This is a genomic window from Actinomadura sp. NAK00032 (assembly GCF_013364275.1).
Classification (GTDB): Bacteria; Actinomycetota; Actinomycetes; order Streptosporangiales; family Streptosporangiaceae; genus Spirillospora.
The window spans coordinates 6177369-6199832 of record NZ_CP054932.1 but is presented as its reverse complement, the minus strand read 5'-3'; the positions used below and the strand labels follow the sequence as shown (position 1 = coordinate 6199832).

20 protein-coding genes are annotated in these 22464 nt (G+C 73.5%); 12 read left to right on the top strand and 8 right to left on the bottom strand.

Going from position 1 to position 22464, the window contains the following annotated elements; all coding sequences use genetic code 11:
- Nucleotides 1-29: 29 nt before the first annotated feature.
- The 4 genes from mdlC to HUT06_RS28575 are packed head-to-tail and all read right to left on the bottom strand — an operon-like array spanning nucleotide 30 to nucleotide 4286.
- A complete protein-coding gene (mdlC, locus tag HUT06_RS28590) occupies nucleotides 30-1631 on the bottom strand; it encodes a benzoylformate decarboxylase (protein WP_176198539.1) in 1602 nt (533 codons plus the stop codon).
- Complete coding sequence (locus HUT06_RS28585) at nucleotides 1628-2476, bottom strand: ABC transporter permease (protein WP_254715436.1); 849 nt, start codon at nucleotides 2474-2476, stop codon at nucleotides 1628-1630. The genes mdlC and HUT06_RS28585 overlap by 4 nt, the downstream gene beginning before the upstream one ends.
- Nucleotides 2473-3282, bottom strand: a complete 810-nt coding sequence (locus tag HUT06_RS28580; RefSeq protein ID WP_176198538.1) for an ABC transporter permease — start codon at nucleotides 3280-3282, stop codon at nucleotides 2473-2475. Before HUT06_RS28580 ends, HUT06_RS28585 begins: the two co-directional genes overlap by 4 nt.
- A gap of 20 nt (nucleotides 3283-3302) precedes the next feature.
- Complete coding sequence (locus HUT06_RS28575) at nucleotides 3303-4286, bottom strand: ABC transporter substrate-binding protein (RefSeq protein WP_176198537.1); 984 nt, start codon at nucleotides 4284-4286, stop codon at nucleotides 3303-3305.
- Between the two features lie 861 nt (nucleotides 4287-5147).
- On the opposite strand from HUT06_RS28575, the gene HUT06_RS28570 reads away from it, so the two are divergent.
- The 5 genes from HUT06_RS28570 (at nucleotide 5148) to HUT06_RS28550 (ending at nucleotide 10884) form a co-directional block, all read left to right on the top strand.
- Entirely contained in the window at nucleotides 5148-8411 is a 3264-nt protein-coding gene (locus tag HUT06_RS28570) for a nitrate- and nitrite sensing domain-containing protein (RefSeq protein ID WP_176198536.1), read from the top strand.
- Nucleotides 8408-8857 (top strand): roadblock/LC7 domain-containing protein, encoded by a 450-nt coding sequence (locus HUT06_RS28565; RefSeq protein ID WP_176198535.1) that lies wholly within the window; start codon nucleotides 8408-8410, stop codon nucleotides 8855-8857. Before HUT06_RS28570 ends, HUT06_RS28565 begins: the two co-directional genes overlap by 4 nt.
- 30 nt (nucleotides 8858-8887) lie before the next feature.
- Complete coding sequence (locus tag HUT06_RS28560; RefSeq protein ID WP_176198534.1) at nucleotides 8888-9346, top strand: DUF742 domain-containing protein; 459 nt, start codon at nucleotides 8888-8890, stop codon at nucleotides 9344-9346.
- 40 nt (nucleotides 9347-9386) lie between these two features.
- Nucleotides 9387-9986, top strand: coding sequence for an ATP/GTP-binding protein (locus HUT06_RS28555; protein WP_176201682.1), 600 nt, complete (start codon nucleotides 9387-9389; stop codon nucleotides 9984-9986).
- Nucleotides 9987-10110: 124 nt separating this feature from the next.
- Entirely contained in the window at nucleotides 10111-10884 is a 774-nt protein-coding gene (locus tag HUT06_RS28550) for an SGNH/GDSL hydrolase family protein (RefSeq protein ID WP_176198533.1), read from the top strand.
- A 44-nt stretch (nucleotides 10885-10928) separates the two neighbouring features.
- On the opposite strand, the gene HUT06_RS28545 is transcribed toward HUT06_RS28550, so the two are convergent.
- Nucleotides 10929-11267, bottom strand: a complete 339-nt coding sequence (locus tag HUT06_RS28545) for an STAS domain-containing protein (RefSeq protein ID WP_176198532.1) — start codon at nucleotides 11265-11267, stop codon at nucleotides 10929-10931.
- 186 nt (nucleotides 11268-11453) lie between these two features.
- On the opposite strand from HUT06_RS28545, the gene HUT06_RS28540 reads away from it, so the two are divergent.
- Nucleotides 11454-15071, top strand: coding sequence for an AAA family ATPase (locus HUT06_RS28540; RefSeq protein ID WP_176198531.1), 3618 nt, complete (start codon nucleotides 11454-11456; stop codon nucleotides 15069-15071).
- Nucleotides 15072-15082: 11 nt separating this feature from the next.
- On the opposite strand, the gene HUT06_RS28535 is transcribed toward HUT06_RS28540, so the two are convergent.
- On the bottom strand, nucleotides 15083-17155 hold the full coding sequence (locus HUT06_RS28535) for an ABC transporter ATP-binding protein (RefSeq protein WP_176198530.1): 2073 nt from the start codon (nucleotides 17153-17155) through the stop codon (nucleotides 15083-15085).
- A 167-nt stretch (nucleotides 17156-17322) separates the two neighbouring features.
- Between HUT06_RS28535 and HUT06_RS28530 the strand changes: the two genes are divergently transcribed.
- From HUT06_RS28530 to HUT06_RS28505, 6 genes are all read left to right on the top strand, one after another.
- On the top strand, nucleotides 17323-18429 hold the full coding sequence (locus HUT06_RS28530) for an LCP family protein (RefSeq protein ID WP_176198529.1): 1107 nt from the start codon (nucleotides 17323-17325) through the stop codon (nucleotides 18427-18429).
- 52 nt (nucleotides 18430-18481) lie between these two features.
- On the top strand, nucleotides 18482-18775 hold the full coding sequence (locus tag HUT06_RS28525) for a hypothetical protein (protein ID WP_176198528.1): 294 nt from the start codon (nucleotides 18482-18484) through the stop codon (nucleotides 18773-18775).
- A gap of 85 nt (nucleotides 18776-18860) precedes the next feature.
- On the top strand, nucleotides 18861-19019 hold the full coding sequence (locus tag HUT06_RS28520; protein WP_176198527.1) for a hypothetical protein: 159 nt from the start codon (nucleotides 18861-18863) through the stop codon (nucleotides 19017-19019).
- A 168-nt stretch (nucleotides 19020-19187) separates the two neighbouring features.
- The gene (locus HUT06_RS28515) at nucleotides 19188-19343 is read left to right on the top strand and encodes a hypothetical protein (RefSeq protein WP_176198526.1); all 156 of its coding nucleotides are present in this window, start codon (nucleotides 19188-19190) and stop codon (nucleotides 19341-19343) included.
- 50 nt (nucleotides 19344-19393) lie between these two features.
- Nucleotides 19394-19882, top strand: a complete 489-nt coding sequence (locus HUT06_RS28510) for a glutathione peroxidase (protein WP_176198525.1) — start codon at nucleotides 19394-19396, stop codon at nucleotides 19880-19882.
- Between the two features lie 163 nt (nucleotides 19883-20045).
- A complete protein-coding gene (locus HUT06_RS28505) occupies nucleotides 20046-20948 on the top strand; it encodes an oxidoreductase (protein ID WP_176198524.1) in 903 nt (300 codons plus the stop codon).
- 4 nt (nucleotides 20949-20952) lie between these two features.
- On the opposite strand, the gene HUT06_RS28500 is transcribed toward HUT06_RS28505, so the two are convergent.
- Together HUT06_RS28500 and HUT06_RS28495 are read right to left on the bottom strand one after the other, a co-directional pair.
- Nucleotides 20953-21528 (bottom strand): TetR/AcrR family transcriptional regulator, encoded by a 576-nt coding sequence (locus HUT06_RS28500; protein ID WP_176198523.1) that lies wholly within the window; start codon nucleotides 21526-21528, stop codon nucleotides 20953-20955.
- Nucleotides 21529-21566: 38 nt separating this feature from the next.
- Nucleotides 21567-22109, bottom strand: coding sequence for a methylated-DNA--[protein]-cysteine S-methyltransferase (locus tag HUT06_RS28495; protein ID WP_176198522.1), 543 nt, complete (start codon nucleotides 22107-22109; stop codon nucleotides 21567-21569).
- Between the last annotated feature and the right edge of the window lie 355 nt (nucleotides 22110-22464).

Sequence of the window (22464 nt, the reverse complement as noted above, 5' to 3'; positions counted from 1 at the left end):
TCCAATGTGCCGGGGGTGATGGAGGTCCGCTAAGGAGTAGACCCGTACATTGCGGAATTGTCTGCCATGACACTCACATCGAGAAGGAACGGACCGTCGTATTCGAGCGCCTCGGCCATCGCGGCGTCCAGGTCCGCGGCGCTCGTCACGGCCCGGCCCGCGCAGCCGTGCCCCCGGGCCACGGCGGTGAAGTCGATGCCGGTGACGTCGGCGCCGACGATGTCCTCGATGCCGATCCGGCGGCCGAGCGCCCGGACCGCGCCGTAGCCGCCGTTGTTGAGGACGATCACGGTCATCGGCAGCCGGTGCCGCGCGGCCGTCCACAGCGCCTGCACCGAGTACATGATCGCGCCGTCGCCGAGGACGCAGACGATCCGCTCGCCGGATCCGGCCAGGCCGCGCCCGACCGCCATGGGCAGGCTCCAGCCGAGCGCCCCGCTGCCCATCGTGTAGAACCCGCCGGGCCGCGTGACGGGGAGCCGCGCGTGGAACATGTCCCGGTGGCTCGGGCACTCCTCCACGATGACGGCGTCCTCGGGCATCCGCTCCCGCAGCGTCTCGATGACCAGCGACGCGTCCAGCGGGTCGCGGACCGGCGGCTTCGCCAGCCGCGGCCGCGGCTCCGGCGCGGGCCGGTCGGCCTTGTCGACGCGTTCGAGCAGCCCGGTGATCCCGGCCCGCACGGTGGTGAGGACGCCGACGCCGACCGGGGCCCACGCCAGCTGGTCGGGGTCGCAGTCGAAGTGGAACAGCCGCGTCCCCTCGGGCAGGAAGGGCCCCTCGCTGTGCACGTGGTAGTTGAACACCGGCGCGCCGAGCACGAGCACGACGTCGTGCCCCTCCAGGCGCCGGGCGAGCTGGTCGCGGACGGGCGGCAGGAAGCCCTGGAACAGCGCGTGGTCCTCGGGGAAACCGGACCGGCCCGACAGCGGGCTGATCCACACCGGCGCGCCGACGCGCTCGGCGAGGTCGACCACGAGCGGGAGCGCGTCCTCGTCCTCGACGCCCGAGCCGACGACGATGACGGGCCGCTCGGCGCCGTTCAGCGCGTCGGCCGTCTCGGCCAGCGCCGCCGGGTCGGCGGCGAAGGCGCCGCGGATCTCGCGGTGCGGGACGGGCTCGGCGGGCCGGTCCCAGTCGTCCTCGGGCACCGACAGGAAGACCGGGCCGCGCGGCGGCGTCATCGCCGTCCGGTACGCCTCGGCGAGCGCGGCCGGCACGTCCTCGGCGCGGGCGGGCTGCCGGCTCCACTTCACGTACGGGCGGGGGAACTGCTCCGGCTCGTCGGCGCCGAGGAACGGCCGGGTCGGCAGCATCGCGCGGGTCTGCTGCCCGGCGATGATGACCAGCGGCACCCGGTCGCGGTGGGCGGTGAAGACCGCGCCGAGCGCGTTGCCCACCCCGCCGGCGGAGTGCAGGTTGACCAGGGCGGCGTTGCCGGTGCCGATGGCGTGGCCCGCGGCCGCGCCCACCGCCACGATCTCCTGCAGCCCGAGCACGTACTCGAAGTCCGCGGGGAAGTCGCGGAGCATCCGCAGCTCGGTGGAGCCGGGATTGCCGAAGACGGTCGTCATCCCGACCCGCCGGCAGTAGTCGAACACCGCGTCCCGGACCGTGAGTTCCGTCGTCATTCATCTGCCTTTCGCGCCCCGCGGTGCCAGCGGAGCGTCCGCCGCTCCACCGCGAGCAGGATGGTGTTGAACAGGTAGCCGAGGATGCCGAGCAGCACGATCACCGACCAGATGGTCGGGAGGTCGGACTGGCTCTGGGCGTTCGTCAGCTCGAAGCCGAGCCCGTCGGAGGTGCCCGGCAGCAGCTCGGAGAAGACCATCAGGATGAGGCCGAGCGACAGCGCCAGCCGCAGCCCCGCGAAGATCTTCGGCAGCGCCGCCGGGATGATGAGGAACCGGATCCGCTGCACGGCCGACAGCCGGAACACCTCGGCCGTGGCCGACTGCGTCTGGTCCACGCTGCGGACCCCGTCCACGGTGTTGAGCAGGACGGGCCAGACCGCGCCGAAGACGATCGAGGCGATCTGCATCTGCGTGCCGAGGTCGAACAGCACGATGAAGACCGGCACCACCGTCGGCGGCGGGATCGCGCGCGCGAACTGCAGGATCGGGTCGAGGTAGGCGAGCACGCGCTCGGACCGGCCGATGGCGATGCCGAGCACGACGCCGGCCACCACCGACAGCAGCAGCGCGACGGCCATCCGGGTCAGGCTCGGCGCGATGGACCCGCCGGCGTCCCCGCCGAAGTACAGGTGCGCGGCCGGGCCGGAGAACCACATCTCCCGCATCCGGCCGACGATGTCGGACGGGGGCGGGAAGAACGCGCTCTCGGCGATCCGGGTCGCGGCCTCCCAGCCGGCGATCAGGACCACCAGCGGGAGCGCGCGGTGCAGCAGGCCGCGGACCAGCCGGCCCGCGACGCCGCGCGGGCGCGCGGCCCGCACGGTGAGGGCGGCCGCCGTCACGATGCACCACTCCTCTGCGCCTTGTGCCACCGGAACGCGCGGTTCTCGGCCTGCACCAGCACCATATTGATGATCAGTCCGATGGAGCCGGCCCAGATGGTGCCGGCGAGCACGTCGGTGTTTCCGTCCGGCACGGTGCCGGCCTGCGCGATGAACATGCCGAGGCCGTCGCCGAAACCGGAGAGGATCTCGGTGCTGACGGCGAGGATCAGCGCGATCGCCGCGGCGAGCCGCACGCCGGTCGCGATGAACGGGGCGGCGCTCGGCAGCGAGACCTTCAGCAGCACCTGCCAGCGGCTGAATCCGAAGGTGCGCAGCGTCTCCTTCGCCGTGGGGTCGACGTCGTGCAGGCCGTACATGGTGTTGAACAGGATCGGCCAGCTGGACGCGTAGACGATCAGCGGCACCTCCATGCTGAGGCCGGAGCCGAGCAGCAGCCCGGCCAGCGGGATGAGCGCGACCGACGGGATCGGCCGCAGGAACTCCACGATCGCCCGGACCGCGGTGTTCACCGCGGGGACGCTGCCGAGCAGCAGCCCGAGCGGCACCGCGATGGCGATCGCGATCAGCATGCCGAGCGCCCACGCGGTGAGCGTGACGCGCACGTTGAACAGGAAGTCGGAGTCGCCGAACAGCTCGACCGCGCGCGCGGTCACGCTGGAGGCGGGCGGCAGATAGGAACGGTCCACAATCCCGGCTCTGCCGAGCAGCTCGCTCGCCAGGAACAGGACCGCCACCCCGGCGGCCCCCCGCGCCCACTTGCCGGGACGCGAGAGGCCACGGGGTGGCGTCGTCTGGTGTGCCATGGGGGAATCAGTGCTCGCCGTCAGGACGTCGGCTGGAACAGGACGGACTTCATGTCGGGCTTCTGCTTGAGCAGGCCCGCCGTCAGCATGAGGTCCACGGTCCGCTGCATGCGGGTGGTGTTCAGCGAGGTCGGGTAGCCCGGCAGCGTGATGACGCCGGCGACCTTCGCGTCGATCTTGGTGTAGGTGGGCAGCGCCTGCTCGACGACCTTGCGGTCGCCGGTGGCGAGCTTCTGCGCCTTGATGATGGCCCGCTGGAACGCCGCGGCCGTCTTCGGGTTCTTCTGGGTGAACTCCTGCGTGCTGACGTAGCCGCTGATCGGCAGGTCGGTCACCGGCTCGGCGCCGCCGTCGACGGCCACCCGCGCGCCGAGCTTCTTCTCGGTGTCGGAGGTGAACGGCTCGACGGCGTGGATCGCGTCGACCTGGCCCTTCTGCAGGGCGGTGGCCATCTGCGGGAAGGGCACCTGGACGTACTTGATCTTGGAGGCGTCGACGTTGTTGGCCTTCAGGATCGCGTCCAGCGTCAGCGACTGGATGTTGTTGAGGATGTTGACCGCGACCTTCTTGCCCTCCAGGTCCTTGGGGGTCTTGATCTTGGAGTCGGACTTGACCAGCAGGTCGAACGTGTGCGAGGCCAGCGTCGCGCCCTCGGCCACCACGCTCAGCTTGAGTGTGCCCTTCTCGTTGGCCTGCAGGAACGACACGTAGTTGGCGCCGGCGATGACGTTCACGTCGCCCTTGATCAGCGCCGGGATGGCCTGGGTGCTCTGCTGGACGGGCTTGATCTCGACCTTGAGGCCCTCGGCCTCGAACAGCTTCTGCTTCTGGGCGATGTAGACCGCCACGTTGTCGGCCAGCGGGAGGGCCGCCACCGTCATCGTGTCCTTCTCCAGACCCTGCCCGCCCGAGGCGGAGTCGTCGGAGTCGCCGCAGCCCGCCGCGGCGGACAGGACCAGGGCGAAGGCACCGACCAGTGCTGAAAGACGGAGGGATTGCCGCATGGGCACTCCTTAACTCGCGGGGGAAGTTGCTTCGGCGGGGCCGTCGGTCGGGCCTTGCGAGCCAGGGGAACGACTGTAGCCACCGCACCGCCACGCCTGAAGATCACGTTCGAGGGAGGGTATCGCGAAGTGTGCGACTTGAGTGGTTTAGCTCCGAATTGCGTGACTTTCTTGTGTCCTGGCGGGCGCGTTCGGGCGGCTCCCGGCGGCCGCCGGGAGCCGGGAAGGGTCCCCTGGTCGAGCCGTCGCCGCCCCCCGGCGGACGTCCCGGCCGCGGCCGCCGGGACGCCCGGAACCCCGGCGGGCTGCGGGTTCCCGCGCTGTCGAATATGGCGTCCAATGGCGCGCCGAAGTCGCCCGGGCATTCCCGGAGGGCCGGATTCCGCACCGCCGGTGACAATCCAGCGCCATTCCAATTCGGAGAGTGACTGGTCACGGTACGGTTGCGATGTACTTTCGCCTTCCGTTCACCGAAAGGAATGGAGTCATCAGCCGATGTGACGATACGTGATCGTAACATCGCGGTACGCTCCACCACCCTCCGTGATCGTCCATGCTCAGGAAACCGGACATACGGGCATAAAGTCACGATCGCTCCATTGGTCTATAACCACTGACCTATGGTCCTTTGCGGCCTATCCGGGAATGTGCTGCAATGTCGTGCGCCGAGGGTGGAGGTGAGGTCGCTTTAACCCTGCGCGCCTATGAGGCCACGGAGAGTGCGACATCGTGTGGAGAGGGTGTTAGCGGCGGATGCAACCAAGCGACGAAGGTCGCGACGGTCCTCGACCAGGTAACGTCGAGGTTCAGTCGGACCGTTCGACACGGTCAGGCAGCAGGCTGAGCCTGCGGAACTGGCGTGTGCCACAGCGGCTGATCGTGCTGGTCCTGGTTCCGACGGTCGCCGCCGTCGTGCTCGCCGGGGTGCGCATCTCCAGCTCCCTCAGCGAGGCGGAGGCGTACGGGCGGGTCGAGCAGATGGCCGAGCTGGGCGAGGGGATCACCCGGTTCGTGCAGGACTTCACGGCCGAGCGCGACATGGCCGTCGAGTACAGCGCCTCGGGCCGCTCCGGCGGGCTCCTGCCGGAGCTGCAGGCCCAGGAGCGGCGGACCGACGCGCAGGTGGCGCCGGTGCGGTCGGCCGCGAACGCCATCGACGGGTCCTACGGCGCGGAGGCCGTCCGCGACGCCCGCGCGGTGCTCAGCCGGCTGGACGGGATCACCGCCCTGCGCTCCCTGGTGGTGGGCACCAAGGTCCCGGCGTTCATCGTGCTGCAGAAGTACACCGAGGCGACCAACGAGCTGATCGCGATCCTCGACGGTATCTCGCAGAACGCCGCCGACGGCCGGCTCGCGGAGTCGAGCCGTGCCCTCGGCGCCCTCGCCCGCGCCAAGGAGGCGGTCTCCCGCGAGCGGGCCCTGCTGCTCGTCGGCGCGCGGTCGCGGCAGCTGGCGGCCGACGAGCTGAACGAGCTCCGAGCGGCGCGCGCGCAGGAGGACAGCGAGCTCGCCGCCTTCCGCGACTCCGCGACCCTGGAGCAGGTCCAGCTGTACGAGGACACCGTGGTCGGCACCAAGATCGACCAGGGCCGGCTGCTGCGGCAGCGCGTCATCTCCGGCGTCGCCGCCTCCGGCGGGCCGCTGTCGCGCTCGCTCGGCACCGCCCGCTCGCCCAAGCTGCTCCGCGATTCGATGACCAGCATGATCGACAAGATGCGCGAGGTCGAGCAGCGGCTGGCGAGCGACATCAAGGCCCGCAGTGACGACAAGGGCGCCGCGGCCCAGACGGCCTCGATCCGCGACGCGGTCATCATCGCCGTGCTGCTGGCCATCGTGCTGCTGATCACGGTCGTGATGGCGCGGTCGCTGGTGCGGCCGCTGCGCCGGCTGCAGGTCGGCGCGCTCGACGTCGCCAGCACCCGGCTGCCCGGGCTGGTCGACCGGCTGCGCGACCCGGAGGCCGCCGCCGGCGGCATCGAGGTCGAGCCGATCGACATCGACTCCACCGACGAGATCGGCCAGGTCGCGCGCGCCTTCGACGAGGTCCACCGCGAGGCGGTCCGGCTCGCGGCCGACGAGGCCGTCCTGCGCGGCAACATCAACGCGATGTTCGTCAACCTCTCCCGGCGCAGCCAGTCGCTCATCGAGCGGCAGCTGCGGCTGATCGAGGAGCTGGAGCAGAGCGAGCGCGACGAGGAGCAGCTCTCCAACCTGTTCCGGCTGGACCACCTGGCCACCCGCATGCGGCGCAACTCGGAGAACCTCCTCGTCCTCGGCGGCCAGGAGCAGGTGCGGCGCTGGAACAAGCCCGTCCCGCTCATCGACGTCGTCCGCGCGTCGCTGTCCGAGGTGGAGCAGTACGAACGGGTCGCGCTGCGGGTTCAAGGCGACATGGCGGTCACCGGCCCCGTCGTCAACGACCTCGTCCACCTGCTGGCCGAGCTGGTGGAGAACGCCACCGCGTTCTCCTCCGAGCACACCAAGGTCACCGTCTCCGGGCAGATGCTCAGCGGCGGCGGCTGCATGCTGCAGATCACCGACAACGGCGTGGGCATGTCGCCCGAGGAGCTGGAGCAGGCCAACTGGCGGCTCGCGAACCCGCCGGTCATCGACTTCTCCGCGGCCCGCCGCATGGGCCTGTTCGTGGTCGGCCGCCTGGCCGTCCGGCACGGCATCCGGGTCGAGCTGCGCGCCGCCCAGGGCGGCGGGCTCACCGCGTTCGTCGTGCTGCCGGACGCCGCGATCAGCGCCGGCGAGTCCGGCGGCATCGGCGCCCGCGGGCTCGCGCCCCGCGAGGCCGGCTCGCACGGGCAGCTCTCCCCGCTCACCGCGACGGCCGCCGACCGGCCCGGCGCGGCGGGCGGCGCGTTCCGGCAGGACGGCTACGGGCCGGCCGGAACGCCGATGGGCGCCCCGACGGCCGGCGGGACCGGCGGCCACCCCATGGCCGGCGGCACCGGGCCGCTGCGGTCGCTGCGCGGCGGCACCGACGCCCAGCCCGTCATCGGCGAGACCGGCCCGATCCCCGTCGGCGGCGGCTTCTCCGGCACCGACGCGCAGCCGACCGTGCCGCCCATCGAGCGGCGCACGCCGCGCGACCGGCTCCGGGCGCAGGAGGCGCGCCCGCCGGCGGACGACCCGTACCAGCCCGGCGACCGGCAGCCGCCGCGCCGGCCGGGCGAGCTGCCCGTCCGCGAGCCGGGCGCGAACCTGCCCGACCGCCCGTCCGACGACGGCGCCCCGAACGGGCTGTTCCAGCCGCGCGCCGAGCGCCCGCCGGAGCCCCCCGCCCCCGCCCCCGGCGCCGCCGGGAGCAACGGCTACCGGCCGGGCGGCCGCACCGGCCCCCAGTCCGTCGTGCCGGAGGCGCAGCCGGCGGTGCCGGAGCCCCGCTCCGCGCGGCAGATCCCGTGGGAGACCGGGCCGCTCCCGGTCGAGTCCCTCCCCGCGGCCGACGGCTACGCCTACTCCGACGGCGCCGCGCCGGCCCCGGTGGAGGAGTACGCGCCCGAACCGCCCGCGCCCGAGCCGGCCATGCGGGCCCCCGCGGCGCAGCACGCGCCGCCGCCGCCCGCGCCGGCCGAGCCGAAGGGGCCGCCGCGCATGCCCGAGCGGTCGCCGATCTTCGACGCGATGCAGTCCGAATGGTTCCAGCGCAGGTCCGGAGGACCGTCCGGGGAGGATCCGGTGAAGGGTTGGGAATCGCCCGCGGACGCGGGGTTCCGCGCCGCCGAGGCCGCCCGGCGGCCGGTGGCGACGTCCCGCACGAACGTGGGGCTCCCGAAGCGGGTGCCCGGCAAGAACCGCGTGCCCGGCGCGGTCGGCCGCACCCCCGCGGGGGCCGCGCAGCCGGCGGGCGCCGCTCAGCCGCCGGCGGTACCGCCGACGGCGCCGCTGCCGACCGGGCTCGGCCAGGGGCAGCCCGTCCAGGGGCAGCAGCCCCCGGCGCCGCAGGGACCGCAGGTCCCGGGCCAGCAGGCGGCCGGCCAGTCGGCCGACGTCGTACGCAGCCGTTTCGCGAGCCTGCAGCGCGGCGTCCACCGGGGACGCAACGAGGCTCGAGGCACAGGAACTTCAGGTGAGGCGCCGTCACAGGGTGACGGCGAGACAGGAGGCACGCGGTGAGCGGGCAGGATCTCAACTGGTTGGTGACGAACTTCGCCGACCGTGTCGCGAAGGTCGCGCACGCCGTCGTGGTCTCCTCCGACGGACTGCCGATGGCGTACTCGTCGGGGTTCCCGCCGGAGCGCGCCGACCAGCTGTCGGCGATCGCCTCGGGGCTGATGAGCCTGACCCAGGGCGCGGCGAAGATCTTCGACGCGGGCGGGGTGAACCAGACCGTCGTCGAGATGGACCGCGGGCTGCTGTTCGTCATGTCCATCACGAACGGGTCGGTGTTCGCGGTGCTGGCCGCCCCGGACTGCGACCTCGGGCTGGTCGCCTACGAGATGACGCTGCTCGTCGAGCGGGTGGGCCGGGCGCTGACCCCGGCGCTGCGCACCCAGGAGCAGCAGCCGCCGTACGCCGGGCCGTCCGTGACCGAGATGGGCGCAGGCCCCGCCCGCTATTGATCGTGACTGACTCTGACGGAGGTCGGCGACATGGATCGAGGCAGTCACTACGGAGGCGCCCCCGGCGGCCCGGGCGGCTCCGGACGCTGGCCCGGTGACCAGGGCCGGGCACCGGGCCGCCCGCCCGAGCGGGAGGAGAGCGAGGCCAGTTCGCTGGTGCGCCCCTACGCGGTCACCGGGGGGCGCACGAAGCCGCGCTACGACCTGGCCATCGAGGCGCTGGTCACCGCGGCGCCCTACCCGCCCCGGGACGTGGCCGTGCTGACCCCGGAGTACCGGGCGATCATGGATCTGTGCCGGTCCGCCCGCTCGGTGGCCGAGGTGTCCGCGCTGCTGCGCCTGCCGCTCGGGGTGGCGCGCGTGCTCGTCGCCGACATGGCCGTCGAGGGCCTGCTGCGGCTGCACCAGTCGCAGCCCGCAACCACCGCCGGCGGACAGCCGGACATCCGCTTGCTAGAAAGGGTGCTCAGTGGCCTTCGGAAGCTCTGACCAGGTCCCGCCCCCCGGGCCGCACGGCGGAGAGGCCGAGCTGACCTCGGTCAAGATCGTCGTCGGTGGCGGCTTCGGCGTCGGGAAGACCACGTTCGTCGGCTCCGTCTCGGAGATCATGCCGCTCACCACCGAGGCGGTGATGACGGCGGCCAGCGCCGACGTGGACGACCTGTCGGCCGTGCCGGACAAGACGACCACCACGGTCGCGATGGACTTCGGGCGCGTGTCGCTCGACAGCGAGCTGATCCTGTACCTGTTCGGCACCCCCGGGCAGCACCGGTTCTGGTTCATGTGGGACGACCTGGTGCGCGGCGCGATCGGCGCCGTCGTGCTGGTCGACACCCGCCGGCTGGAGGACTGCTTCGCCGCGGTGGACTACTTCGAGGAGCTCGGCCTGCCGTTCGTGGTGGGCGTCAACGGGTTCCACGGCGAGTTCCAGTACGCCGTGGACGACATCCGCGAGGCGCTGTCGATCAGCGCGCACGTGCCGATCGTGCAGTGCGACGCGCGGAGCCGCGAGTCCACCAAGCAGGTGCTGATCACGCTGGTCAAGCACGCCATGACGGTGCACGCCGGCGGCGCGCCCGCCGCCGCGCCCGCGCCGCAGCCCGGCTCCACCTCCCCGAGCTGGACCTAGCCGCCCGCGCCGCCCCGCCGGGGGCGCGGGCGTCCGGGCGCCCGGGTTACGGTCGCGTAAGTCGTATGCACGATGCATGATTGTTGGTCGTGTTCGACCATGTTCATGCGTGCTGGGGGTTGTGATGAGCGAAGTGGGGCGGATCCGGACGTACGTGGCCATCGGCGATAGCTTCACCGAGGGCCTCAACGACCCCTATCCGGGGGAGGACGACGTGTTCCGCGGCTGGGCCGACCGGCTCGCGGAGCACATCGCCGCGCACAGCCCCGGCCTGCGCTACGCCAACCTCGCCGTCCGCGGCAAGCTCGTCCGGCAGATCGTCGACGACCAGGTGCCGCGCGCCGTCGACCTCGCCCCGGACCTCGTCACGCTGTGCGCCGGCGGCAACGACATGATCCGCCCGGGCGCCGACCCGGACGCGCTCGCGGTCGTGTTCGACGACGCCGTCCGCCGGCTGCGCGGCACCGGCGCCCGGGTCGTGGTCTTCACCGGCTTCGACACCCGCGGCCTGCGCTCGGGCCACCGGATCCGGGGCAAGGCGGCGACCTACAACATGCACCTGCGCGCCATCGCCGACCGCCGCGGCTGCGACGTCGTCGACCTGTGGCCGCTGCGCGCGTTCGACGACCCCCGCGCCTGGCACGAGGACCGCCTGCACCTGTCGCCGGAGGGGCACCGCCGCATGGCGCTGCTGGTCGCCGGGGCGATCGGCGTCCCGGCCGAGGGGGACTGGCGCGAGCCGTGGCCGCCGCTGGACCGGGCGGACTGGCTGACCATGCGCCGCGAGGACGTCCGATGGGCGCGCACCTACCTCGTCCCGTGGATCGGGCGGCGCGCGACCGGGCGCTCGTCCGGCGACGGCCGCGGCCCGAAGCGCCCCACGGCTCTCCCGCTGTAGGAGCCCCTCCGCGCTGGGGCCCGCGCCGGGGGCCCGCGCTCCGGTCAGCCGGCGAGGGCCTCCTGCAGGGTCTCGGTCACGGGGATCCGGCGGTGCAGCCCGGTGATCTCCAGGGCGCGGCGGACGATCGGGCGGGGGCCGGCGAGGGTGAGGCTGCCGCCGGCGGCGGTCGCCGCCTTGTAGCAGGCGACGATGACCGACAGGCCGCCCGAGTCCATGAACTCCAGCTCGGCGAGGTCGAGGACGAGGTGCTCGCCGTGCTCGCGGCGGGCCTCGTTCAGCCCCCTGCGGAGGTCGTCGGAGCAGGCGATATCGAGTTCCCCGCGCAGCCGGACGACGGTTCGCCCGCCGTCCGACCGCGCGGTCACTTCCAGAGGTGGCACGGGGGGTTCCCCTCCTGTGAGCGAAGCGTCCGGCGGAGGGCCGTCCGGCGGATGCTTTCCGTCTGACAACTATCACCGACGGCCGCCCGCCTGCCAACCCGCCGCGACGGGGGTGTGTCGGTGTGTGCCGGGTCATAGGGTGCTGTCGGACGTGATCGCCCCCGCCCGCTGTACAGGAGACGCGACTTGAGTGCCCCCCGGCTTCCGGACCATCTCGAAGTGCTGCTCACCGAGGAGCCCGTACTGGACGTGTACGCGTACGGTCCCTGGCGCGTACCGGACGGACTGTACGAGGAGATCCGAGAACGGGCGGTCGCCTACAACACCGACAAGCGCGCGGTCGTGCTGACCCGGCGGCTCAGCGACTTCTACGGGGACGGCACGAGCGCGGCGGGGGCCGAGCAGTGGTCGCTGCTGACGTTCCTGCTGGGGGCGTCGGCGGTGCGCGGCGGGTCGCGCGGCGACGTCGACTACGAGCTGCTGTCGGACTTCCTGGCGACGCCGGAGGCGGCGGTGCGCGACCCGCTGGCCTGGTTCACCCAGGGCGGGCGGTGGCGGCCGCCCGGCCTGTGGCTGCCCGAGCCGGCCGGGGACGACCCCGAGCGCCGCGCGGTGATGTTCGAGCTGGCGCGGGCCGGGCTGGACGTCTTCGCGGGCCTGGAGCCGGTGGAGCGGCGCCGCGCCGCGCTGGCCGAGCTGTTTGACCGCCGCGCCGCCGACCCGGAGCTGCGCGAGGCGGACATGGCCGTTCCCAACCGGCGGCTGGAGGACGCCTGGACCGCCGGGCTGACCGACGCCGAGCTGGCCGTCCTGCCGGAGCTGGCGGGCCCGGTCGGGTATCTGGGGTGGGCGTGCCAGGGCCTGGACGCCGCGCACGAGCGGCTCGCGGGGGCCGTCGCCGACGGGGACGAGCCCGACGCCGCGCTGGCCCGGCTGCTGCTGGCGGCCGAGGCGCCGGTCGTCCCGGCCGAGCTGGCGGTCGTGCTGGGCACCACCCGCTACGAGAACGTGGAGGAGCGGTTCCGCGCGGCGCGCGAGGGGTTCTCGGCGGAGGCGTGGCAGGGCGGCGTGCGCGCCTGGCTGGCGCGCGGCCTGGTCGCGGGGGAGGCCGACGCCGCCCGCGCGTGGCTCGACATGGCCGTGCGCGTCACCGGCGCGGTGCAGGGGCTGCCCGACGCGCCGGTCACGCCGAAGTGCCGCGTCCCGGTGCGCCCCTTCCAGGCCGACCTGCGTCGGCTGTTCACCGCCCGCCGGATCCTCCACGCGCCGTCGTTCGGCGCCGACGGGGCGGACGCGACGGGCGCGACAGGTGCGACGGGCGCGACGGGCGCGACGGGCGCGGACGGCGCGGCGGAGCGCTCCGGACGGGCGGCCATGCCGGAGCCGGGGCTCGTCGGGCAGCCGGAGCTGTCGCGGGTGCTGCGCGACGCGGTGGCGGCCCGGCTGGCGGGCGAGCGGGCGGTCCGGCTGCTCGTCACCGGCCCCGAGGGCACCGGGAAGGGCACCGCGGCCGAGGCCGTCGAGGAGCTGCTGGCCGCGCGGGGCGCCGTCCGGGAGGCGCTGTGGATCTCCGACCAGGTGTTCGCGTCGCTGGGCGTGAGCGACGCCGTGCTGTGGCTGCAGGCCCGCGTCCGCGACTGCCTGGAGGGGCGCATGCTCCTCGTCGTGGACGACCTGGAGAAGCTCGCCGCGAGCGAGCGCTGCGGCGCCGCCGCCGTGGAGGAGCTGCGGCGGCTGATGGCCCGCGCGCCGTCCCTGGACGTCGTCGCGCTGTGCCGGCCCGGCGGCGACGCGCGGCTGTTCGACGCCAACCCGGCGCTGGTCCGCGCGTTCGATGTCGCCCGCACCCGCGACTTCGGCGAGGACGGCTTCGCCGAGCTGTTCGCGCTCGCCGTCGCGCGGCGCGGGGGCAGCGCCGCCCCGGAGGCCGCGGCGGCGGCGGGCGCGCTGCTGCGCCGGACGCCGCCGCTGCGGAACCTGCGCGGCGCCCGGCTCGCCGAGCACATGGCCGGCCAGGCCGTCGCCGCGGCCCGCACGCGGGCGGCGGACACCGGCGCCGAGGCCGGCGCGGTCGAGGTCACCGCCGCCGACCTGCCGCAGCGCCTCATCGCGGGCCGCCCCGCCGAGACCGACCCGCTCGCCGAGCTGGCCGCCTGCGTCGGCATCGACCCCGTCAAGCGGGAGGTCGACGCCCTGATCGCCGAGGCCGAGGCCGCGCGGCTGCGCCGCGAGGCGGGCATGACCGCGCGGGCCCGCCCCCGGCACCTGGTCTTCACCGGCGGCACCGGCACCGGCAAGGGCAAGGTCGCCGGGATCCTCGGCCGGATCTACGCCGACCTCGGCGTGCTGTCGTCCGGCCACCTCGTCGAGGTGGAGCGCGCCGACCTGCTCGGCGAGTACGCCAGCGAGAGCGTGCTGCGGGTGCGGCGCGCGGTGGAGCAGGCGCACGGCGGCGTCCTGCTGGTGCGCGACGCGCACGCGCTGGTGTCGGTGTCGGCGGACGCGGCGCGCGGCCGGGAGGTGCTGGACGTCCTGCTGACCAGCGTCCAGGCGCACACCGACGACCTCGTCGTGGTGCTGACCGGCCCGCACGCGGAGATGAACGGGCTGCTCAAGGCGCATCCCGAGCTGGCCGCCCACTTCCCCCGCACGATCCGGTTCGCCGACCTCACCGACGACGAGCTGGTCGAGGTGTTCGCGGCCAAGGCCGCCGCGTCGGGGTTCGAGCTGGCCCCCGGCGTGCTGGACAAGGTCCGCGCGCTGGTCGAGGCGGCGCCGCACGAGCGGAGCCTCGGCAACGTCCGCATCATGACCAACCTGCTGGACCGGGCCGTCGCCATGCAGGGCCGCCGCGTCCTCGCCGACGGCGTCGTGGACGAGACCGAGTCCCTCGACGTGATCCTGCTGGAGGACGTCCCCGACACGCTGACCCGCGGCCGCGACGACGTGCCCGGCGACCCGCTCGCCGAGGTCGAGCGGCTGATCGGGCTCGCCGACATCAAGCGGGAGGTGGCCGCGCTGGTCGCCGAGGTCCGCGCCGAGCAGCTGCGCCGCGACGCCAAGGTGTCGCCGGCGCCGCCGGCCCGGCACATGGTGTTCAGCGGCAACCCCGGCACGGCCAAGACGACGATCGCGCGGCTGATCGCCGCCGTCTTCGCCCGGCTCGGCCTGCTGTCGTCCGGGCACCTGGTGGAGGTCACCCGCGCCGACCTCGTCGCCGAGTTCGTCGGGCAGACCGCGCCGCGGGTGCGGGGCGCGGTCGAGCGCGCGCTCGGCGGCGTGCTGTTCGTCGACGAGGCGTACGCGCTGTCGTCGGCGGGCGGCGACCGGCGCGACTTCGGCCACGAGGCGATCGCCGAGCTGCTGCGGCTGATGGAGGAGCACCGCGGCGACCTGGTCGTCATCGTCGCCGGCTACGACGCCGAGATGGAGCGGTTCCTGGAGGCCAACCCGGGCCTTGCGTCCCGGTTCCCGAAGAAGCTGCGCTTCCCCGACTACACCGACGACGAGCTCGTCACGATCTTCGAGTTCATGGCGGCGGAGGCCGGGTTCGCGCTCGCGCCCGGGGTGCTGGACGCACTGCGCGAACGCGTCGCCGCCCAGCCGCGCGGCTCCTCGTTCGGCAACGCGCGGCTCGTCCGCAACCTGCTGGAGGCGGCGATCTCCCGGCAGGCCCAGCGCATCACGGCGGGCGACGACGCGGGCCGCGAGGTCGAGGCGGCGGAGGTGGTGCTGCTGCGCCCCGAGGACCTGCCCGACGCGCCGCCCCGCGCGGACGAGGGAGGCTACGGCCTCTACATCTAGCCGGTCTGCATCTAGCCGGTCTGCGCGGTCTCCTGCGGGCCGCCGGCGCCGTAGGCGGCGGCCTGCAGCGAGTACAGGTCGGCGTAGAGGCCGCCACGGGCCATCAGCGCGGCGTGGGTGCCCTCCTCGATCACTCGGCCGTGCTCCAGGACGTAGATACGGTCGGCGTGGCGGACGCTGGCGAGCCGGTGCGTGATCAGCAGAACGGTGCGCCGAGCGGAGCTCGTCGGTTGGTCGGCGGTGGGCGGGGGCTGGAGGACGGTCCGGCCGTCGGCGTGCGTGCGGATCCGCTCGAACAGCTGGTGCTCGGCCCGCGCGTCCAGCGCCGCGGTCGGCTCGTCGCAGATCAGCAGCGGCGCGTCCCGGAAGAAGCCGCGGGCGACCGCGAGCCGCTGCCACTGCCCGCCGGACAGGTCGGCGCCGCCCTTGAACCGGCGGTCCAGCAGCGTCCCGTAGCCGCGGGCGAGCTCCGCGACGACCTCGTCGGCGCCGGACGCGCGGGCGGCGGCGAGCATGGCCGGGTCCTCGCCGCCGTCGCCGTTCCCGTTCCCGCTCTCGGCGCCGTCGCGGCCCCGGCCCATCGTGATGTTCTGGCGGGCGGTCATCGGCCAATGCGTGTACTCCTGCGCGATGACGGCGATGCGCTCCCAGACGTCCTGCGGCGGGACGTCCGTCAGCGGCACGTCGTCCCACCGCACCTCGCCGGAGTCCGGGTCGTACAGGCCCGCCATGATCTTGGCGAGGGTCGTCTTGCCGGAGCCGTTCTCGCCGACGAGCGCGACCACCTCGCCCCTGCGCAGGTCCAGCGAGACGCCGTTCAGGGACGGCGCGTCCGCGCCCGGGTAGGTGAACACGGCGTCGCGGACGCGGATGTGCGCGAAGTCGTCCGGCAGCCGCCGGCGCTCCGCCGCCGGGGCGGGCGCGAGGGCGCGGTGCGGGATCCGCTGCTCGGCGGCGGCGCAGAAGGCGACGTAGTCGCCGAAGTACAGGCCCTCCTCGTAGCACCGGTTGACGGCGAACACCAGGTTCGCCAGGGACGACTGGCCCGTCCGGATCGCCAGGACCGCGGTGCCCGCGACCGCCAGCGGCACCGCGCCCTTCCACAGCATGAACCCCAGCGCGACGTAGACGAAGGCCGTCGCGACGCCCTTCAGCATGTCGCCGGTGACCTTCACGAGCAGCTGGCGGCGCGCCACGTCCAGCTCCACGCTCCGCTGGTAGGAGGCCGACCTGTCGTACTGGTCCAGCAGGAACCCGCGCATCGTGAACGACCGCACCTCGGCGGCGTGCTGCCGGTCGACCATCAGCTCGGACAGGATCCACTTGCGCCGCGTCACCCCGACGAGGGACAGCATCATCACGTACCGCATCCGCGCGCTGCGCAGGGACGCCCACCCCTCCGGGACGGCGGTCAGCAGGAGCAGCGGCAGCAGCAGCGGGTGCAGCACGCCGAGGGTCCCGGCGGCGGCGACCATGCCGATGGCGCCGGTGAGCACGTCCACGGCGTGCTGGACGACCATGGGCGCCGACATCATGCCGCGCCCCTGGGCGCGCTTCAGGTCGTCCAGGAAGTCGGAGTCGTCCAGCGCGGTCATGTCCACCGCGGTCGTCGCCTCGTACAGGCGCAGCTCGACCAGCCGCTCGACCTGCGGCTCCAGCCGCGCCTGCGCCCAGCCGGCGCCCGCCTGGAGCGCGGCCCGCAGCGCCACGGCGCCCGCGACGAGCGCCAGCGACGGCAGCGCGTCGCGGACCCGGGACGGCGTCGGCGCGGCGCTGAACAGGGCGGTGAGCACCCCGGTCGTCGCCAGCAGCCAGAACGCGGTGAAGAACCCGGCGGCCACGTTGAGCGAGACCGTGGTGATCGTGTCGGCCCGGCTCGCCCGCCACGCGAGCCGCGCCGCCTGCGCGAGCGTGGCCGGGAACCGCCGCGCGATCGTGCCCAGCCCCGTCTCGGTGAGTTCCTTGTCACGCGCGTGCCAGGTGAGGATCACCTCGGGGAGCCCCGGGTCGGCGGGGGCCGCCCGGCGGCGCCGCCTCCCCCCGCGCAGCGTGAACCAGCTGGAAAAACGCCGTACCGCACCCATGCGCCGCCCTCCGCGCGTCCCGCCGGTTTACTCCCCGCCGGGGGCAGTGTGCGCCTTAAGGGGGATGGTGTCCGCTTCATTCGTCACAGAGCGCGGTGATTTGTTCAACTGGACAATCATGCGGCGGAGGGACGCGCCGCACCCCGCGCGTTGTCTAAGGTCTACGCATGAACGACGGCCGGTCGCACCAGCACGCCGCCTACGGACGGGGCCCGTCCGGGGGCGGCTACGACCCGTACGACGACCCCTACGCGGGGGACCAGCTCGCCGGAGGGCGGCACGACCGGGGCGGCCCGTACGACGGCGCGCCGGTCCGGCGCCGCCGGCGGCGGCGCTGGCCGCAGGTGCTCGGCGCCGTCGCCGTCGTGCTGCTGCTGATCGTCGTGGGCGGGTACTTCTACCTGGACTCGCGGCTCAAGCGCGAGTCGGTCCTGGTCGACTACCCCGGCCGCGTCGCCGACACCCCCGGCACGACCTGGCTGGTCGTCGGCTCCGACAGCCGCGAGGGCCTGTCGAAGGACGACCAGAAGCGGCTCGCGACCGGGTTCGCCGGCGGCCGCCGCACCGACTCGATGATGCTGCTGCACTACGGCCAGAGCGGGACGTCTTTGATCAGCCTGCCGCGCGACTCCTACGTCCCGATCCCGGGGCGCGGGTCGAACAAGCTGAACGCGGCCTTCTCGTTCGGCGGCCCCAAGCTGCTCGTGCAGACCGTGGAGAAGGCCACCGGCGTCCACATCGACCACTACGCGGAGATCGGCTTCGGCGGCTTCGTGGGCGTGGTCGACGCCGTCGGCGGCGTGGACATCTGCGTCAAGGACGACATCAAGGACCGCAAGGCGGGGCTCGACCTCAAGGCCGGCTGCCAGACGCTCGACGGCGGCCAGGCGCTCGGCTACGTGCGGACCCGCAAGTTCGCCCGCGCCGACCTGGAGCGCGTGGAGCACCAGCGCCAGTTCTTCGCCGCGCTGATGAAGAAGGCCACGAGCCCGGGGACGATGCTCAACCCGTTCCGCAGCGTCCCGCTGGCGACCAACGCCACCAGCAACTTCCTCGTGGACGAGAACGACCACCTGTACGACCTGGTCCGCATGATGTTCGCGATGAAGGACGTGAGCGGCGGCAACGGCGTGACCACGACCGTCCCGATCGGCGGCAGCGGCAGTTCGGCGGCGGCCGGCTCCTACATCACCTGGGACAAGGCCAAGGCGTCCAAGCTGTTCGACGCCCTCAAGCAGGACCAGCCCATCCCGCAGGACGTCATCACCAAGTGACCGGGGTCGGTCCACGGGCCGCCCACCGGGCCCGCTTGGCTACAGTCGGACCATGGCCGATGTGACACCGGACGGCGCGAACCTGGACGAGCTGTCCTCCAAGGAGCTGTACGAGCGGGCGATGGACCTGGCCAGGCGGCGGCGGGACGTCGGCTTCCTGTGGGAGCTGCTGCGCGCGATCCCGGCCGCCGCGGCGGCGACGGGCGAGGTCGACCGCGCCGAGTTCGACCTGTTCCACGGCCTGTCGCTGCTGGAGGAGTTCACGCACGCGGGGGAGGGCGAGGTCGGCGAGGCGCTCCGGCCGCTCTACATCGGCTACCTCACCGAGCACGCCAACCGGACCTGACCGTCTCTTTGCCCCCTCTTGATCTCCGTTCGGCCACCCCTGGGAATCACTCTGCGTAGGCAAGCGACCGCAGAGGGTGGTTGAAGTGAACAAGAAGCACATGAAGATCGCCGCCATCGCCTTCGTGGCGTGGTACGTCATCAGCAGGCCCGAGGGGGCGGCGCTCATGGTCAACAACGCCCTGAGCGGGCTCGGGAGCGCGGCGGAGTCGTTGTCGCAGTTCATGAGCGCCATCCCGAGCTGACGGACGGCTCCAGGGCCCCGTACCCCGGGCGGTGCGGGGCTTCTTCGCGTCCGGGCGACCAAGCGGTGGCGCGCGCGTCACAGTAAAATCCCGCTTTGCGGGCAGACGCCGCTGGGCACAATTGGATCGGGCCAGTTGTGTCGCGCGCTACAACCAGGGACGGGCGTAATGAACAAGAAGAACATGCGCTATGTGGCTATCGCCTTCGTCATCTTCTACTTGCTGAGCTCACCGACGGACGCCGCGGGAGTGGTCAACAACGCCATCAACGAACTCGGCAACGCGGGCAACCAGCTTGCCGCCTTCGTGAACGCCTTGGGCTAGCGGGACGGCGGCCGGGGCCGGTCGGGGAGGCATCTCCTAAGATCGGCCTCATGTCTGTCTTCGACGTAGAGATCGACGGTCTGCGGGGCGGCCCCGCGGACCTCGCGCAGTACCGGGGCAAGGCCGTGCTCGTCGTCAACGTCGCCTCCAAGTGCGGCCTCACCCCGCAGTACTCCGGCCTGGAGCGGCTGCAGGAGCGCTACGCGGAACGCGGCTTCACCGTCCTCGGCGTGCCCTGCAACCAGTTCATGGGCCAGGAGCCCGGCAGCGCCGACGAGATCGCCGAGTTCTGCTCGGCGACCTACGGCGTCACCTTCCCGATGACCGAGAAGGTCGAGGTCAACGGGAAGGGCCGGCACCCGCTGTACCAGGGCCTCGTCGACGTCCCCGACGCCGAGGGGCACACCGGCGACATCCGGTGGAACTTCGAGAAGTTCCTCATCGCCCCGGACGGCGCGGTCGCCGCGCGCTTCGCACCGCAGACCGAGCCGGAGACCGACGAGGTCACCGCCGCCATCGAGAAGAACCTCCCCGCCTGATCCCGGACGCGCCCTCCGCGCTCCGGGGGGCGCGCCCGCGCGGGGCGGGTGTGAATCGCGCCACACCGCTCGCGTCGCACCGCCGCCCCGTTGCCCGCTATTCGATCGCCCGTCTAACTTGGCAGTCCCGCGCGGCGACGCGCGCGACCCCGTGGAGGTGCCCATGCGCGGATGGACGGCGAACGACATCCCCGGCCTGTCCGGGCGGCGGGCGGTCGTCACCGGCGCCAACAGCGGCATCGGCTACCACACCGCCCTGCAGCTCGCCCGGCACGGTGCCTCCGTCGTGCTGGCCTGCCGCAGCGCCGAACGCGGGCAGGCGGCCTTCGACCGGATCAGGGCCGCCGCCCCCGGCGCCGACCTCGCGCTCGGCGCGCTCGACCTCGCCGACCTGGCGTCCGTCCGGGCGTTCGCGGACCGGTACGGCACCGAGCCCGTCGACATCCTCGTCAACAACGCGGGCGTCATGGCGATCCCGCGCCGCGCCACCGCCGACGGCTTCGAGATGCAGTTCGGCACCAACCACCTCGGCCATTTCGCGCTCACCGGCCTGCTGCTGCCCGCGCTGCGCTCCGCCCGCGTCGTCACGGTCACCTCCGGCTTCGCCTGGACGGGCCGGCTGGACTTCGACGACCTCCAGGGCGAGCGCCGGTACCGCAAGTGGACGGCCTACAGCCAGGCCAAGCTCGCCAACCTCCTCTTCGCCAAGGAACTGGACCGGCGCTTCCCGCGGCTGACGAGCGTCGCCGCCCACCCCGGCTACGCCGCGACGAACCTCCAGCAGACCGGGCCGAGGATGCAGGGCAACACGCTCATGGAGAAGGCCACGGGCATCGGCAACGCGCTGGTCGCCCAGTCCGCCGCGGCGGGGGCGCTGCCGTCCCTGTACGCCGCGACGGCGGACGTCGAGGGCGGCGCCTGCTACGGCCCCCGGCTGCTGCAGTACCGCGGCGCCCCCGCCAAGGTGATCACGCCCCCGCAGGCGAACCGCCCCGGCCTCGGGGAGCGCCTCTGGGACGTCTCCGAGACCCTCACGGGCGTCACCTACGAGCCCGCGCGGACCTGACCCGCTAGGACAGCCCCCGGACCGCCTGCGCCACCGTCGCGTCGATGACGGCCCCGGCGCCGGACGGCCGCCGCTGCGCGAGCCGCGCGGCGGCGTCGACCAGCCCCTGGACCAGTTCGGCCCGCAGCTCCGGCTCCGGGACGCCGCCCGCCTCCAGCGCGGCGGCGAGCGGCCGCAGCAGCTGCGCGTGCCCGGCCCGGATGCGGTCGAGGGCCGGCTGGGCGAGCGCGTGCTCGGCCAGCGCGACGGCGGCGGCGTGCCGGCCGTCCGTCATGACCTCCAGCTGGCAGCGGACGTAGGCCGCGACCTTGCCGTCCAGGCCGGCCGCGCCGCCGAGGGCCCGCTCGACGAGCGCCGCCCACCGCGGCAGCTCCTCGTCCAGGATCGCGGCGACGAGGTCGTCCTTGGACCGGAAGTACTCGTACAGGCTCGGCCGCGACAGCCCGACCCGCCGCGCCAGCGCCGCCAGCGTCAGCGCCTCGATGCCCTCCTCCGCGACGAGCGCCCGCGCCCCGTCCAGCAGGTTGCGCAGCTGCCGGGCCCGGTGCTCCGCGACGGTCGCCTCACTGATCTTCGGCACCCGCCCATTCTAGGCTTCCCGACTACTCGTAGGTAAGTTCACGGGGCGCGGCCGATGTCCCAGTCGAGGGTCGCGGGCAGGGCGCCCTCCATCGTGAGCAGCCAGCGCTTGACCTCCACGCCGGACCCGCCGCTGTAGCCGCCCAGCCCGGTCGAGGCGACGACCCGGTGGCACGGCACGATCAGCGGGATCGGGTTGCTGCCCATGATCTGCCCGATGACCTGCGCGTGCACGCCGGTGCCGCTGCGGTCGCCCAGCTCGCCGTAGGTGACGGTCTTCCCGTACGGGACGGACTCGTACAACGTGGTGAGCACCTGCCGCTGGGCGTCGGAGGTGAGGCGCCAGTCGATCGGCACCTCGAACCCCTTCAGGTCGCCCGCGAAGTAGTCGCGCAGCGCCGCCAGCACCGGCGCGACCCGGCCCGGCGCGTCCACGACCGGCAGCCCGGCCGCCTTGGCGGTCCGCGCCCGGGCGGCGGGCGTGTCCCGGAAGTGCAGCGCGGCGACCCCCGCCTCGGTCTCGGCGACGAGCAACCGCCCGAGCACGGTCTCAACCGTGCCGAACACAAGCGTCTCGGTCATCCTGCAATGCTCCTTCCCGGTGCCCTCACCCTCCCACGCCCCACCGACACCCCACCGCCCCGAGACGGCACCCGCCCCGAGACGGCGTCCGTGTCGACACGGCGTCCGCGTCGAGATGGCGCCCGCGTCGACACGGCGTCCGCGTCGAGACGGCGTCCACCCCGAGACGGCGTCCACCCCGAGACGGCACTTGCGTCGACACGGCATCCGCGTCGACACGCCACCCGCCCTGAGACGGCGTCCGCGTGGGCGAGCGTCCGCTCCTACACGGCACCTGCCCCGAGACGGCGTCCGTGTGGACGGGCGTTCGCGTCAATGCTGGGTTGTTCGTGCGCGGTGTTTCCGTCGACCCGGC